At 66.8% G+C, this 14515-nt stretch carries 10 protein-coding genes; 5 read left to right on the top strand and 5 right to left on the bottom strand.

The genetic code is table 11. The annotated features are described in order from the left end of the window. Positions 1-85 precede the first annotated feature (85 nt). The 3 genes from FJ386_10165 (at position 86) to FJ386_10155 (ending at position 4165) form a co-directional block, all read left to right on the top strand. Positions 86-1420 carry an adenylosuccinate lyase gene (locus tag FJ386_10165; protein ID MBM3877070.1) on the top strand — a complete coding sequence of 445 codons (1335 nt, stop codon included), beginning with the start codon at positions 86-88 and terminating at the stop codon, positions 1418-1420. 131 nt (positions 1421-1551) lie between these two features. Further along, positions 1552-2028 (top strand): peptide-methionine (R)-S-oxide reductase MsrB, encoded by a 477-nt coding sequence (gene msrB, locus FJ386_10160; protein MBM3877069.1) that lies wholly within the window; start codon positions 1552-1554, stop codon positions 2026-2028. A gap of 157 nt (positions 2029-2185) precedes the next feature. Further along, positions 2186-4165, top strand: coding sequence for a DUF1553 domain-containing protein (locus tag FJ386_10155; GenBank protein MBM3877068.1), 1980 nt, complete (start codon positions 2186-2188; stop codon positions 4163-4165). 98 nt (positions 4166-4263) lie between these two features. On the opposite strand, the gene FJ386_10150 is transcribed toward FJ386_10155, so the two are convergent. Next, entirely contained in the window at positions 4264-5163 is a 900-nt protein-coding gene (locus FJ386_10150) for an ROK family protein (protein ID MBM3877067.1), read from the bottom strand. A gap of 106 nt (positions 5164-5269) precedes the next feature. Next, complete coding sequence (locus FJ386_10145; GenBank protein ID MBM3877066.1) at positions 5270-6046, bottom strand: SDR family oxidoreductase; 777 nt, start codon at positions 6044-6046, stop codon at positions 5270-5272. Between the two features lie 106 nt (positions 6047-6152). Between FJ386_10145 and FJ386_10140 the strand changes: the two genes are divergently transcribed. Beyond that, on the top strand, positions 6153-7403 hold the full coding sequence (locus FJ386_10140; protein MBM3877065.1) for a TCR/Tet family MFS transporter: 1251 nt from the start codon (positions 6153-6155) through the stop codon (positions 7401-7403). Here the strand turns inward: FJ386_10140 and FJ386_10135 are convergent. From FJ386_10135 to FJ386_10125, 3 genes are all read right to left on the bottom strand, one after another. Continuing rightward, positions 7394-7906 carry a hypothetical protein gene (locus FJ386_10135; GenBank protein ID MBM3877064.1) on the bottom strand — a complete coding sequence of 171 codons (513 nt, stop codon included), beginning with the start codon at positions 7904-7906 and terminating at the stop codon, positions 7394-7396. The genes FJ386_10140 and FJ386_10135 overlap by 10 nt on opposite strands. A 10-nt stretch (positions 7907-7916) precedes the next feature. After that, the gene (locus FJ386_10130) at positions 7917-10829 is read right to left on the bottom strand and encodes a hypothetical protein (protein ID MBM3877063.1); all 2913 of its coding nucleotides are present in this window, start codon (positions 10827-10829) and stop codon (positions 7917-7919) included. A gap of 487 nt (positions 10830-11316) precedes the next feature. After that, entirely contained in the window at positions 11317-12033 is a 717-nt protein-coding gene (locus FJ386_10125; protein MBM3877062.1) for a glycosyltransferase family 2 protein, read from the bottom strand. Between the two features lie 110 nt (positions 12034-12143). On the opposite strand from FJ386_10125, the gene FJ386_10120 reads away from it, so the two are divergent. After that, positions 12144-14515 (top strand): DUF1549 domain-containing protein (locus FJ386_10120; protein MBM3877061.1); only part of this gene is annotated, 2372 nt, incomplete at its 3' end.

Below are 14515 nucleotides of genomic sequence, written 5' to 3'. Positions count from 1 at the left end.
TTCAGGAATTGGCCGGCATGCGGGCTCGAGGGGGCGCACAATTGGAAATTGGCAATCCCTCGCGCCGCTCTTACGCTGGCGCCGCATGATTACGCGCTATTCCCGACCGGAAATGCGGTCCATCTGGACGGACGAGAACAAGCTCAAGCTCTGGCTCGAGATTGAACTGCTCGCGAGCGAGGCGTTGGTCAGGGAGGGCGTCGTGCCTGCCGGGGATTTCAAGAAGATCAAGGCCGGGTGCGACAAATGGTTCGCTGACCTCCCCGGTCTCGTCGCCCGCCAGCGTGAACTGGAGAAGGTTCTCAACCACGACGTCATCGGCTTCACCACGGCCGTCGCCGAGGCCATCAACGGCAAAGCCAGCCGCTGGTTTCATTTCGGACTCACGAGCAGCGACGTGGGCGACACCTGCTACGCCGTGCAGATGATGCAGAGCGCGGACCTCCTCATCGCCGATGTGAAGGCCGTGCTGCCCGTCATCGCGCGCCGGGCGAAGGAGCACAAGTTCACGCCCTGCATCGGGCGCAGCCACGGCATCCACGCCGAGCCGACCACCTTCGGGCTCAAGCTCGCGCTGATGCACGATGAATTCACCCGTGCATTGCGGCGGCTCGAAGGCGTGCGCGACGTCGTAGCCGCGGGGAAGATCTCCGGCGCGGTCGGCACCAGCGCGCACCTCTCGCCGCGCGTCGAGGCCTACGTCTGCAAGAAGCTCGGCATTCGCCCCGCGCCCATCGCCACGCAAGTCGTGCCGCGCGACATCCACGCCGAATTCCACCTCGCGATGGCCCTCGTCGGCGCGAGCATCGAGCGGTGGGCGGTTGAGTTCCGTCATCTGCAACGCACCGAAGTGCTCGAAGCCGAAGAAGCGTTCGCCGTCGGCCAGAAAGGCTCGAGCGCCATGCCGCACAAGCGCAACCCCATCACGTGGGAGCGCCTCACCGGCCTCGCGCGCGTGTTGCGCGGCAACGCGCTTGCAGCGCTGGAGAACGTCGCCCTCTGGCACGAGCGCGACATCAGCCACAGCAGCGTCGAACGCATCATTTTCCCCGACAGTTGCGCGCTGCTGGATTACATGTTCGGCTTGCTCAGGCGCCTGATGGACGGCCTGGTCATCTATCCCGCGAACATGAAGAAGAACCTCGGCCTCTCACTCGGCATGTGGAACAGCCAGACCGTGCTTCTCGCCCTCATCCGCAAAGGACTCACCCGGGAAGCCGCCTACAAGCTCGTGCAAACCGCCGCGATGAAAGCGTGGGAAGTCAAACACGCCGGCCGCGACGACGTCGATTTCCTCGACGTGCTCATGGCGACGCCCGAAGTCGCACAGCATTTCATGAAAGGCGAACTGGAAAAACTCTGCTCCCTGGAGTTTCACTTCAAGGAAGTGAACAACCGGTTTAGAAAGCTGCGGGTATGAGTGTTCCTGCTGAACGGACCTGCAAGGCCAGAACGATGAACGCGTCTGCCTCGGCCGTCCCCGCCGCCGTCATGATCGTCATGGCCGCCGTAGCCTCCGGCTGCGAGGCGGAGCGCAAATCCGAACCTCCCATGAAAGAAACCCAGACCACGGTGACCAACCCGGCGGGCTCGAGCACGAAGTCCGATGCGGACTGGCGCAAGGAACTCACGCCCGACCAATATCACGTGCTCAGGCAGGCGGGCACGGAGCGGCCGTTCGGGCCCGCTTACGAGGAGTTCAACAGGCAGGGCCCGGGCCTCTACAGCTGCGCGGGGTGTGGCGCCGAACTGTTTTCGTCGAGGGAGAAGTTCGATTCGCACTGTGGCTGGCCGTCGTTCTACGACCCCTCGAACGCGAAAAACGTCGTGACCCGCGAGGATGTGACGATGGGGATGGTGCGCGTCGAGGTGCTCTGCGCGAAGTGCGGCGGGCATCTGGGCCACGTGTTCAAAGGGGAGGGCTTCAAGACGCCGACAGACCTGCGCTACTGCATCAACGGCATCGCCCTGAAATTCACGCCCGGGCCCATCGCGCCGGGTGAGGCTGACATCCCCGCGAAACGCTGAGCCGCACCGGAACGGTTGCTTCGCCGCCGTGGGTTCAACCCGCGGCCGCTCATAGTCCGGCAGAATCTCGGGAAACACCGCACCACGCGCGGGGCCGCAGCCCGGGACCGGCTCGAATACCTTCGCGCCCGGGCGGGTCAGTTGGCATGCTAAATCCATGAGCCGCGCAGCAATCCAACTCGCCCTCGGCATGTATGCGCTCGGCGCGTGCGGGTCGGCAGCCGCCGCCGAACCGAGCGCGCGCGACGTGGACTTTTTCGAGACGCGCATCCGCCCGGTGCTGGCGGAGAAGTGCTTTTCGTGCCACTCCGGGCGGGCGCAGAAACTCAAGGGCGGCCTTCGCCTCGATTCCCGCGCGCACACGCTCAAGGGCGGCGACACCGGTCCGGCGCTGGTTCCCGGCGACCCCGACCACAGCGCGATCCTCCGGGCTGTGCGCTGGCGCGATCCGGAATTTCAGATGCCGCCCAAGGAGAAACTGCCGGATGAAGTCATCGCAGACTTTGAAAAGTGGGTGAAACACGGCGCGCCGTTTCCCGACAAGCCCACCCTCGTCGCGAAGCCCGCGCCGCCGTGGTGGGAACTTGTCCCGGACAACAAGCTCCTGCCACCCGCGAAGCCCATCACCGAGGTCGTGAATCACTACATCGAGGCGAAACTCAAATCGGCCCGCGTGAAGCCCGCGCCGCGCGCCGAGGATTCGACCCTCGTGCACCGATGGTCGCTCGACTTGGTCGGCCGCATCCCGACCGCACCCGAAGCGCTGCAGTTCATCGAGTCGAAGTCGAAGGACAAGCCCGCGCACGCCGTGGATCGGCTGATGGCTTTGCCCGGATTCGCGCGCCACCTGGTGAACGAACTCGACTGGCTCCTGATGTCCGGCGAGCGGAGCGACCTTCGCAGCTATCTCTCGCCCGCGGTCGAGGAGACCCGGCCGTGGGATCGCGTCTTCCGGGAGTTGATGCTCGCGCGCGACGCCGAGGCGAAGGGGTCATCCGCCTTTCTCCGCGCCCGCGTGAGGGATCCCGACCGGATGGTCAACGACGTGAGCGTGCGCTTCTTCGGCGTGAACATCAGTTGCGCGCAATGCCACGATCACCCGCTCGTGCCGTCGTGGAAACAGGACCACTACTTCGGGATGAAGTCGTTTTTCAGCCGCACGTTTGACTTCGGCGACTTCGTGGCCGAGCGCGACTACGGGGCGCCGGTCAGCTTCAAGACGACGAAGGGCGAGTCGAAGGAGGCGAAGCTGATGTTCCTGACCGGCCGCACCCTCGACGACCCCGCGCCCGCGGAGCCGACGGCCGAGCAAAAGAAAAACGAGAAGCAGATGATGGAGGACTTGAAGAAAAAGAAGGCGCCATGGCCCGAACCGAAGTTCAGCCGGCGCGCGCAACTCATCGAAGCGGGGTTGCGCCCCGGGGACGAGGGCTTCTTCGCGCGCGCCATCGTGAACCGCATGTGGGCGCAACTCTTCGGACGCGGGCTCGTGATGCCGCTGGACCAGATGCACGGCGCCAACACGCCGAGCCACCCGGAATTGCTCGCGTGGCTCGCGCGCGACTTCACCGCGCACGGATACGACCTTCGCCGGCTCATGCGCGGATTGGTGTTGAGCGAAGCATACGCGCGGACGAGCCGGTGGGGCGACAGCCAGCGGCCCGATGCCGCGCTCTTCGCCGTGGCGGTTCCGCGCGCGCTGACGCCGCAACAACTTGCGCTCTCACTCCATGTCGCGGCGGCGAATCCCGGCGCCGTCCGCACGCCCGAGGACGCGGCCAGATTGCTTAAGTCACTCGAATCCGCCGCGCAGGGTTGGGCGGGCTTGTTCGAGCGCACCGAGGAGAACTTCCAAGTGAGCGTGGACGAGGCGCTCTTGCTCAGCAACAGCGAGCGGATGCAGCGCGAGTTGCTCGCGGACGCCGAGACCAGGCTGCTCCGCCGCGTGATGAGCGAACCCGATCAGTCCAAGGCCGTCTCGCTGGCGTTTTGGAATGTGCTGTCCCGCGCGCCGCATGCGGCCGAGATCAAGGCCATCCTCGCCTACCTTGACAAACACGGCGCACAGCAAGCCGAGCCGTGGCGGCACGTGCTGTGGTCGTTGATGACCGGCACCGAATTCCGCTTCAATCACTGACTTGGTGTCGAGGGTCCGCCGCGCGAACGTTGGGGGAGTCGTCCCGCGCCGCCTTCCCTCATCCTCCTGCTGCCTCCTGCCCGACACCGAACGAGTCCTCAACTCAACTTCGGCGCTTCCACCGCATTCCAGGCCGCGCCGACGGCGCCCGCGAATTCGCCGAGCATCGCGGGAAGGATGCGCGTGCGGTGTCGCGTCGGCCGCCACTCCATTTCATCGAGATAATCTTGAAGCGGATTGAACAGCGCCGGCCCCGCCTTCGAGATGCCGCCGCCAAGCACCACGGCCTCCGGGTCCACGATGTTGATGAATGACGAGATCGAACAGGCGAGCGCGCGGACGGACCGCAGCCACACGTTGGTGGCCTCGGCGTCGCCGCCGAGATGCGCTTCGACCAGATCCTTCGTGGTGGTGAAGCGGCCGTTGCTCCGCTTGGAAAGCGTGTGATTGCCGATCGCGTCCTCGAGGCTGCCCGGCATGTTCGTGATGTCCGGCGCGCCGCTCATGTCCACGGTCGCGTGGCCAAAGTGTCCCGCGCGACCGCACCGGCCGCGCACGAGCATTCGCTCGGTCATGAACGCGCCGCCCACGCCCGTGCCGAGCGTGAGCAGGATGGCGTGCTTGAAGCCACGCGCCGCTCCGATCCACGCCTCGCCGAGCAACGCGGCGTGTGCGTCGTTTAACACGGGGACGGGCTTCACCGAGCCGAGGTGCTTCGTCCAGTCGAGTCCTTCGAGCCCTTGCAGTCGCCCCGGCATGCACGCGACCGAACGGCCGTCGACCGCCGCGAGTCCCGGCGCCGAGATGCCCACCGCGTCGGGAGGCCGGCCGAGTTCACCCTGGACGTCCCAGTAAACCCGGCGGACTTTCTCGGCCCAATCCATCGGAACCACCGGGTCGAACGGGAGGTTCTTCTGCGATTGCGACTGGCCCGAGGCGTTGATGGCCATCGCCTTGATGCAGGATGCGCCGAGGTCGATGCCGAGAGAATAGTCCACGCGGGATCGGGTTGGGGTTGCGGCTGACGCCGAGATTCATGCGCCGACTCGATGCGGCACACAACTCCAAACTGCAGCACTCGAGAATGGAATGCGGGTGTTCCGCTCACGAACTCACTGTCCACCCGCCGTCCACCGCAAGCACTTGTCCCGTCACGAACCGCGACGCGTCCGACATGAAGAATACCGCCGCCGCGTCGCAATCCTCCGGCCGCCCAATGCGCCCGCCGTCTAGCGGTTGCTTCGCGCGGATGAACTTCAGAATCCGCGCATCCGCCTGCGCCCGCTTGGACATCGGCGTGGCCACCAAACCGGGGGCGATTACGTTGAAGCGGATGTTGTCCCGCGCGTAGCGGGCGGCGGCCGCCGTGGTCAACCCGATGACCGCCGCCTTCGCCGCGGCATAAGCATGCGTCGCGAAAAACTCCGGCGACGGCGACCAGCCCAGCACGGAGCTGGTGTTAAGAACCGTGCCGCCGGTTCCCTGGTGCAGGAACTGGCGCACCGCCGCGCGGTTGGAGTGGAACACCGACGTCATGTTCAGCCGAAGCGTGAACTCCCACCCTTCGTCCTTGAGTTCGTGCAGCGGCCCGTCGCCCGCGGCGCGTCCGCTGCCGCCGGCGACGTGATACAACCCGTGAAACCCGCCGAACACGCGCACGGCCGCGGCGATCGCGCGCGCGGCCGTCCGCGGTTTCGCGGCGTCCCCGCGGACGCCCCACGCGGCCGCGCCGAGTTCCTTCACTGCAGCGGCTGCTTTCCGCGCCTCGCGGCCGACAACGACGACCCTTGCGCCCGCGGCGACGAACGCCCGCGCTGCGGACAATCCCAATCCGCCCGTGCCGCCCATGATGACGAGGACCTTTCCGGAAAGTGTGTTCATGCCTCCTTGATACCGCTTTCCCGCGCGCTTGGGTAGGCGCGTTGTCGTCGTGTCGCGTTCACGTCTTGCGCTGGGCGCGTGGCTTGGGTTTGATGCGCGCCTCATCGTGACCGCGCGCAAACCCGCCATCGCCTTCATCTTCGTCACGCTCACGCTCGACATCCTCGGCATCGGGCTGATCATCCCGATCCTGCCGCGGCTCATCGAGAACTTCCACGGCGGCAACGCCGCCCATGCCGCGCACACGGTCGGGATGCTCTCGGCGCTGTATTCGCTGATGCAGTTCGGCTTCGCGCCGCTGCTCGGTTCGCTCTCGGACCGCTTCGGGCGGAGGCCCGTCATCCTCGGCTCGCTGCTCGGCTCGGGGCTCGATTACTTCCTGCTCGCGTTCGCGCCGAACCTCGCGTGGTTCTACGTCGGCCGTGTCATCGCGGGCATCACGGGCGCGAACTTCTCCGCGGCCACCGCTTACATCGCGGACGTGAGCCCGCCCGAGAAGCGCGCGGCGAACTTCGGCCTCATCGGCGCGGCATTCGGGCTCGGGTTCATCCTCGGACCCGCGCTCGGCGGCGTGCTCGGCGACGTCGGGTTGCGCGTGCCCTTCTTTGTCGCGGGAGGGCTCACGCTGCTCAACACGCTTTACGGCTGGCTCGTGCTGCCCGAGTCGCTCGCGCCGGAGAACCGCCGGGCCTTCGCATGGAACCGCTCGAATCCCGCCGGCTCGCTGCTCGCGCTGCGTCGCTATCCGATGGTGTTCGGTCTGACGGGCACCTACTTTCTCTTCTACCTCGCGCACCAAGTTTATCCGGCCATCTGGGTGCTCTACACAAGCTACCGTTACCAGTGGACCGTCGCCCAGACGGGGTGGTCGCTGGCGCTCGTCGGCCTGATGGCGGCCATCGTGCAAGGCGGGCTGACGCGCGTCGTCGTTGCCAACCTCGGCGAGCAAAGGTCGGCGATCTTTGGGCTCACGGTTTCGGTTGTGGCGTATGCCCTCTACGGCTTCGCCCCCGAAGGCTGGATGATGTATGCGATCATCTGCTTCGGCTCGCTTGGTGGCGTGACCACGCCCGCGTTACAGGGGCTCATCTCGCGCAGCACCGGCGCGGATGAACAAGGCGCGGTGCAGGGCGCGCTCACGAGCCTCGCCAGCGTGACCGGAATCCTCGGCCCACCGATCGTCACGGGGCTCTTTGGATTCTTCATCAGTCAGGGCGCGCCGATGAAGCTGCCGGGCGTCGCGTTCTATTTCAGCTCCCTGCTGTCCGTCGGCGCGCTCGTGCTCGCCGCGCGATCGTTCCGAAGGAATGGCTCGGATGCGAAACCCGGTGCGCCCGCCCCAGCGGCTCAACCGTAGTCGATCGCCAGCACTTCGAGCTCCTCCTCGCCGGCGGGGATTTTGAAACGCACCCGCTCGCCCACCGTCGCCTCCATCAACGCCCGGGCGAGCGGCGAGCGGAAACTGATCCAGTGGGGCTCCAAGTCCGCCTCGTGGAAGCCGACGATTCGATACTGCGCCTGCTCGTCGTTGCGCTCGCGCACGGTGACAGTCGCGCCGAGTTTCACCTGCAACCACGGCTTCTCCGGGGCGCGCACGATTTCCGCGCCGTGCAGGCACTGTTGGATGTGCGCAATGCGCGCGTCGGCCTCCCGCAACGCGCGCTTGTCATCCGGCGTGTCGCCCGCGGCGACCCACCGGGGCCGCTCCACCTCGACAAGCCGCGCCAGTTCCGAGCGCAAGCGCCTCTCGCCCTCGGCCGTGAGCAAGTTCCTCACGCCCGCGGGCAGGGGCGGCGGGAGCCTCGGCGCCGCCGGTCGTTCCGGCAGGTCGTTGTCTTCTTTGACAAAGGCGCGGCTCATCCGATCCCCCTTACTGCAACCACGTCAGCGCCGGCCGTCTCAGCGTCGCCTCGAACTCGCGCTCGCTCGCGAAGCGCGCGCGGCCCCTCGACTCGTCGCCGTCGAGAAACAGCACGAACTCGAGCTGCGCGCCGGCCGTGCCGCGCTCGTCGCAGCACTTCCTCACGATTTCGAGCGCCGGCATCGTCTTGCGGCCGAGCACCTCGACGAGCGGGAACTGGATGTCGCCGTCATACGCGCGAAACACCAGCTCCGTGCACACGAGCTTGTCCGTGCTGAAGAAGTCGAACTCGAAGTCATACGGCTTGCCGACGTGGCTGAACGCGCGCGCGATGCCCTCGCGAATCCGCTCCGGCGCGAGCCGCGGCCGCATCACCGCGCACGAATCGCCGCCGCCGATGGATTCCTCGAGCGACGAAAACACGACGCCCTCGCTGATGGACTCGATGATCACGTGCACGTCGCCGTGCGCGTCGCGCTTGATGAAGTTCGCCCATTGCGGAGCGACGCGCGGGTCCGTGTCGAGCCCGAGCTTTAGGAGATCCGCGGGCGTGCCGACGTAAAGGGTCGCGTGCGGCCAGTAGCCGGGAAGAAACGCGTTCGAGAGAAACCAGTTCCGGCGCTCGATCACGATGTCGCCGGGCTGCAGCCTGCCGCGAAGCTCCGCGAGTTGCGCCGCGTCGATGAGCGACCGGCCGTGCCGCGGCTTGCGAATCTTGGTGTCGCCGACCCAGAGCGACACGGCGGACTTGACCTGATAGATCGCCTCGCGCGTCGCGTCGCGCGCCTCGGCGGCCACCGCGCGCACGGCGCCGTCGCGGAGTTGCGGCGAGAGTTTCGCGATGGCTTCACGCCCGCGGGAGATGGCCGCGAGGAAATCCGAGTGCGGTGTGGCGCGGTCGAATCCCGCGCGCGCGTAATCGGCCTGGAGCGCGTCGTGCCGGCGCAGCGCGCTGTCGAGCAACTTCCGGTGTTGCGATTGGGTCAGGTTTTTCTGAATCGTGTTGAAGAGGTCCGGCGGGATGCCCCACAGCGGCTCGGCCTCATTGAACTTCCTCACCGTTTCCGGCGACCGGTTGAACTGCGTGACGAACTTGAGCGAGGTCGCATAGAGCGACACACTCGCGGCGTGGCCGAGCAGGCCCGCGCGCCGCCGCAACGCGTCGTCGCGCACGGCGGCCACGTCCTGATACCGCCACGCGAGGCGCAGCAGCGCGGCGCGGCAGTTCAGATAGGTGAGCAGGAGCTGACGCACGGTGTCGTTGTCGTCCTGCTTGAGGTAACTGCGCTGGCCCGAGGCGAACTCGCCCTGCACCTGCACGGCGCGGGCTTCGAGCTCCGCAACGCTGAGGAGGACATTGCCCAGCGCGCCCTCGTCCGCGGTGATCTGCGCGGCAAGCGCGCCGGACGAGAGTTTGCCAAGGTCTGGGCCGGGAAATGAAAATTCGGCGAGCGGGCGGTTCTTGTAAGCCGCCATCGCCCACGCGAGCAGCGCAGCCGCGAGCGCGAACGAAGCGGTCCAGACCGCGAACTGTTTCGCCCACCATTGCCAAGGGAACGGACGCGGCGCGAGCGGCAGCACGGGACGCGCGCGCAGATATTCCTTCGCGAGTTCGGCGAGCCTGGCGCCGGCTTCGGACTGTCCGCGCCGCAACTCGTCGAGCTTCGCGGGCTGGAACAGCAGCTTCAGTTCGTTCACGAGCCGCCGGGAGACGTCGCGCACGTTGCGCCAGTAGCCGAGCGCGAACGCGCCCGCGAACGGCATCAGCCCCGCCCACGTCCACGCGACCCATGGCAGGAAATACCACTTGGCCATCCACCACCACACAAGCGCATACCACGCGCCATAAGCCGGCAGGCCGACCGCGAGCCGCATCAACGAGGTCGTCATCCGGCCGGGCGCTTGCAGCTTGGAGGCGACGCCACGCACGACAAGGAACGGCACGAGGTGATGCAGCGTGCCGACCAGCACCGGCACGACTCCGAACGCAAGCCGCGCCACTGCCCACACGAGTCCGAGCAGGAACCGCAGCCCACGTTGCCGGAGGATGGGTGAATGAACCGTCAGCCCGCACGCCGCCGCGCGTTCGCGGTGTTCGTTGATCGCCGTGGCCGTGGCATCCGCGCGGGCGCGGTCCGCCCCGGCGAAGTGATTCATCGCATCGGCGACGCGCTTGCGCTGGCGCACGCGCGCGATGGGATCCGAGAACCGCTCCCGCCCGGCGGGCACGAGCGCCTCGAGGTCGAGCAGCAGCGGCTCCCATCGCTCGTCTTCGAGGTGCACCACGATTTCCTTGAGCCGGCGGTCGATCTCGGCCGTGAGTTCGCGCATCGCGACGCGTTCTTCCGGATGGCGGGCGAGGAATGCCGCGGCGTCAACCGGGTCGCCGACGCGCACCCACACCGCGCTGCGGAAGCGTTCCTTCGCCTCGAAATTGAGCCCGAGCGGGATGATCTTGAGGCCCTTCGCGCCCCCGGCGACGGCTTGTTGCGCAATGCGCGCGGCGCCGGTGCGAACCTTCTCGACCTTCATCGCGTCGTGCGACTTGCCTTCGGGGAAAATGCCGACCGCGCCGCCGGCCACGATGCGTTCGGCCGCAGCGGCGAGGGATTCGAGATTGCGCGCCACTTGCGAGCGGTCGTCGCTGCCGCGAAAGGCCGGCACCATGCCGAGCGCGCGCATCGCGGCGCCGAGCACGGGCACATCGAAGAGCGGCGCCTTGGCGAGAAAGTGCACCGGGCGCCGCGCGGTGATGCCGACGATGGCCGGGTCCATGAGCGACGCCGCGTGATTCGCAACGAAGAGGACCGGGCCGGTCGCCGGCAAACGCTCGCGGCCGGAGACCTCGATGGTCGGGTAGTAGAGCCGCACCGCGCCACGGGCAAGCGTGCGCGCGAGACGGGCCATCATCGAGTCGGGCACGACGGCGGTTGTAGCGCAAACCGCGAGGGACCGGAAGCGGCATCACACTGCCGCCAAAGGCGATTGTGACAGCGCGCGAACGGGCGGCTTGCTCGGCGCCGAGGGAAAATCCGGCCTGAAATTCCCTGGCGCAGTCCGGGCACATGCCGTGAGTCACGCGTTTGCCCGTCTGCCGGGTGAAGTGCTTCTCGAGCGACTGCCTGTTCTCCTCGACCTTGATCTTCCGGCACCACGCGCAGATTTGCAGGAAGTTCTCAAGGTAGCTCAGGCGCGACATGATGCGATAGACTTGGTAACCGGAGAGTCCTCACAGCATGAGGATGACGACCGTCTTGCTGATGCCCTCGACGATGTTGATGTCCTGCTTGGTGCCGCCGAAGACACGGTGCGCGAGGTCGAAAAGCTCGTAGGACCAGGTGAGGATGATGACCGTCAGGAATCCGAGACGGTGCCAGAGCGGCGGCCGGTCCGCGCCGCAAGTAGCAACTCATCGAATCTCCGCGAACGGCACCCGCCGCACGCGCCGCCGCCGGAACCACGCCATGGCAAAGAGGTCGGCGATCCCGCGCCCGAGGCGGTTCCACACGCCATACTTCGAGACGCCCGCGACACGGGGGCGGTGGTTCACAGGCACCTCGCGACAGCGGAATCCGCCGCCGTGCACGAGGATCGGCAGAAACCGGTGCAGCCCGTTGAAGCCGAACAAGCCGTCGAGGCACTCGCGGCGAAACACGCGCAGCGCGCAGCCGCTGTCCGCAACGTCCACGCCCAGCATGCCACGCCGCGCGGCGCGGGCGATGCGCGAGGACACGCGGCGCAGCCACGTGTCGCGGCGGCTTGCGCGCCACCCGCTCACGAAATCGCACGAGTCCAGTTCGCCAATCAGTCTCGGCAAGTCGGCGGGGTCGTTCTGCAAGTCGCCGTCGAGTGTCGCAAGCACCGGGCTTGTTGTGGCGGTGAAGCCCGTCCACACTGCCGCACTCTGCCCGGAATTGCGCTCCAGCCGCAGCCCGCGGACACGGGCATCGGCCGCGTGCGCCTCGGTGATGCGCCGCCACGTGTCGTCCGTGCTGCAATCGTCCACGAGCACCAGTTCCCAACTCCGTGAGACGGCCGACATCGCTGCCGTCACCTCGCGCGCGAGGGGCAGCACGTTCTCCGCCTCGTTGAACACGGGCACCACGATGGACAGCTCGCACGGCATCGGATGCCGAGGATAATCGCCCGGCTCCCCGCGCGGGAACAGAATTTTCCGCGCGCGAAGTCGGATTGAAACCTTCCCGCGATCCGACCGTCTGCCTTTGCACTGCCGCCATGATGAACCGCCCCGCCACGCTTGGTGCCTGTCTCACGATCGCCGCGGCATTCGTCGTCTCGGTCTCCCTTCGCGCCGCCGACAAGTTGCTGCCGTCCGAGACAATCACGCCCGACCAGCTCGCGTTCTTCGAGAAGCGCATCCGGCCCGTGCTCGCGGCGAAGTGCTACAAGTGCCATTCCGCCGAGGCCGAGAAAGTCAAAGGCGGGCTGCTGCTCGATACGCGCGACGGCATCCGCCTGGGCGGCGCCACCGGCCACGCAGTCGAACCGGGCGACCTCAAGGGCAGCCTGCTCATCGCGGCCCTCCGTGGCGAGAAGAAGGACCTGCTCATGCCACCCAAGGAGAAACTCCCACCCGAGGTGATCGCGGATTTCGAGAAGTGGATTCTCATGGGCGCGCCCGACCCGCGTGACGGCAAGCCCAAGCTCGCAAAGAAACCTGACGCGTCGGAGGGAAAGAACTTTTGGGCGTTCCAGCCCGTCCAGCCCGTCTCCGTGCCAAAGGTCAACGACTCCAAGTGGCCGGCGTCGGACATCGACCGTTTCGTGCTCGCAAAGCTCGAGCAAAACAAACTCAAGCCCGTCGCCGATGCCGACGCGCACACGCTGATCCGCCGGCTCTACTTCGACCTGCTCGGGATTCCGCCGACACCCGCCGAGGTGGACGCCTTCGTCCGTGAGTCGCACGGGACCCACGCGTCCACCCGGTCCTATGAAGCCCTCGTGGACCGCCTGCTCGCCTCGCCCCAGTTCGGCGAGCGATGGGGCCGTCACTGGCTCGATGTCGCGCGTTACGCCGAGTCGAGCGGCAAGGAGCGCAACTACCTCTACACACAGGCGTGGCGCTACCGCGACTATGTGATCGACGCGATCAACGCCGACAAACCTTACGACCAGTTCATTCGCGAGCAGGTCGCGGGCGACTTGCTGCCCGCGAAGAACGCCGCCGAGCGCAACGAACGGCTCATCGCCACGGGCTTCCTCGCGATGGGGCCGAAAGGCTTCAACGAGCGCAACCGCGAGCAGTTCGTGATGGACAACGTGGACGAGCAGATCGACGTGACCACGCGCGCCGTGATGGCCGTGACCGTGAGTTGCGCGCGCTGCCACGACCACAAGTTCGATCCCATCTCCACGAAGGATTACTACGCGGTCGCGGGCATCTTCAAGAGCACCGACATCTACTACGGCACAGGCGATGGCGCGGCGGGCAAGAACCGCCAACCCGGCAAACTCCTGCCACTGGCGAAGGACGCGTCGTTCAAGGAAGTGAAGCCCGCGTCCGCCGTTCCAGCCGCGTCCACGCCGCAAGCCGAACCCGAGGCAATCAAGCCAAGCTTGTTGACGCCCCAGCAGGAAGCGCAACTCGCGAAACTCGCCCAGGGAAACCCCAAGCTCGCGGAGCGACTCAGGTCGCTGACACCGGAGCAAAAGGCGCTCGCGTTGGCGCGATTCCAAGGCGGCGCAGGCGCGGCGAAAGCAGCGAAAGCCGGCAAAGGTGCGAAGAAGGCGACCCGGGCCGTCGAGTCACCGGGCGAACGCACCGAACTCGGCGACGGCGAACGCGTCATCATGGGCGTCCTGGATGGCCGGGTGGCCGATTGCCCGATTTATGTGCGCGGCGAGTTGCAAGAGAAAGGGCCGGTCATCCCGCGCGGATTCGTCGCGGTGCTCAATCCATCGGGCTCGGTTCAGCAGATTCCCGCTAGCCAAAGCGGCCGCCTCGAACTCGCCCAATGGCTCACGAGTCCGCAAAATCCGCTCACCGCGCGCGTCATGGCCAACCGCGTCTGGCTGCATCTCTTCGGCGAGGGCATCGTCGCGAGCGCGGACAACTTCGGCGCGACGGGCGACCGCCCGACGCATCCCGAGTTGCTCGATTTCCTCGCCGGCCGGCTTGTCGCGAACCAATGGTCGGTCAAAAAGCTCGTTCGCGAGGTCGTCCTCAGCCGCACCTACAGGCTCAGCGCCGCGCACGACACGAAGAACTTCGCGACCGACCCGGACAACAGCCTGTATTGGCGCGCGAACCAGCGGCGTCTCGACGCCGAGTCCATCCGCGACGCGGTGCTCGCCGTGAGCGGCCGCCTCGACCTCGAACCGCCCCGTTCCTCGCCCGTCACCGCGCTCGGCGACATGGACATCGGCCGCAACCGAAACGCCGTCCTCAAGGCGGATTCCCGCAAGCGCAGCGTTTACCTGCCCATCGTTCGCGACATGGTGCCCGCCGTGCTCGACTTGTTCGACTTCGCCGAACCCAGCCTCGTGGTGGCAAACCGCGATGTGACCACTGTGCCGTCGCAAGCGTTGTTCATGTTGAACAGCCCGTTCATCCACGAGAACTCCACCACGCTGGCGAAGCGTGTGCA

It is taken from the genome of Verrucomicrobiota bacterium, assembly GCA_016871675.1.
GTDB lineage: Bacteria > Verrucomicrobiota > Verrucomicrobiia > Limisphaerales > VHCN01 > VHCN01.
Note: the sequence above shows the minus strand (reverse complement) of the source record. Positions and strands in the feature narration are given on the sequence as shown.

Bases quoted from the DNA above. Each gene is read 5' to 3' on its own strand.
- FJ386_10165 (MBM3877070.1), top strand. From the start codon at position 86: ATGATTACGCGCTATTCCCGACCGGAAATGCGGTCCATCTGGACGGAC.
- msrB (MBM3877069.1), top strand. From the start codon at position 1,552: ATGAAAGAAACCCAGACCACGGTGACCAACCCGGCGGGCTCGAGCACG.
- FJ386_10155 (MBM3877068.1), top strand. From the start codon at position 2,186: ATGAGCCGCGCAGCAATCCAACTCGCCCTCGGCATGTATGCGCTCGGC.
- FJ386_10145 (MBM3877066.1), bottom strand. From the start codon at position 6,046: ATGAACACACTTTCCGGAAAGGTCCTCGTCATCATGGGCGGCACGGGC.
- FJ386_10135 (MBM3877064.1), bottom strand. From the start codon at position 7,906: ATGAGCCGCGCCTTTGTCAAAGAAGACAACGACCTGCCGGAACGACCG.
- FJ386_10125 (MBM3877062.1), bottom strand. From the start codon at position 12,033: ATGCCGTGCGAGCTGTCCATCGTGGTGCCCGTGTTCAACGAGGCGGAG.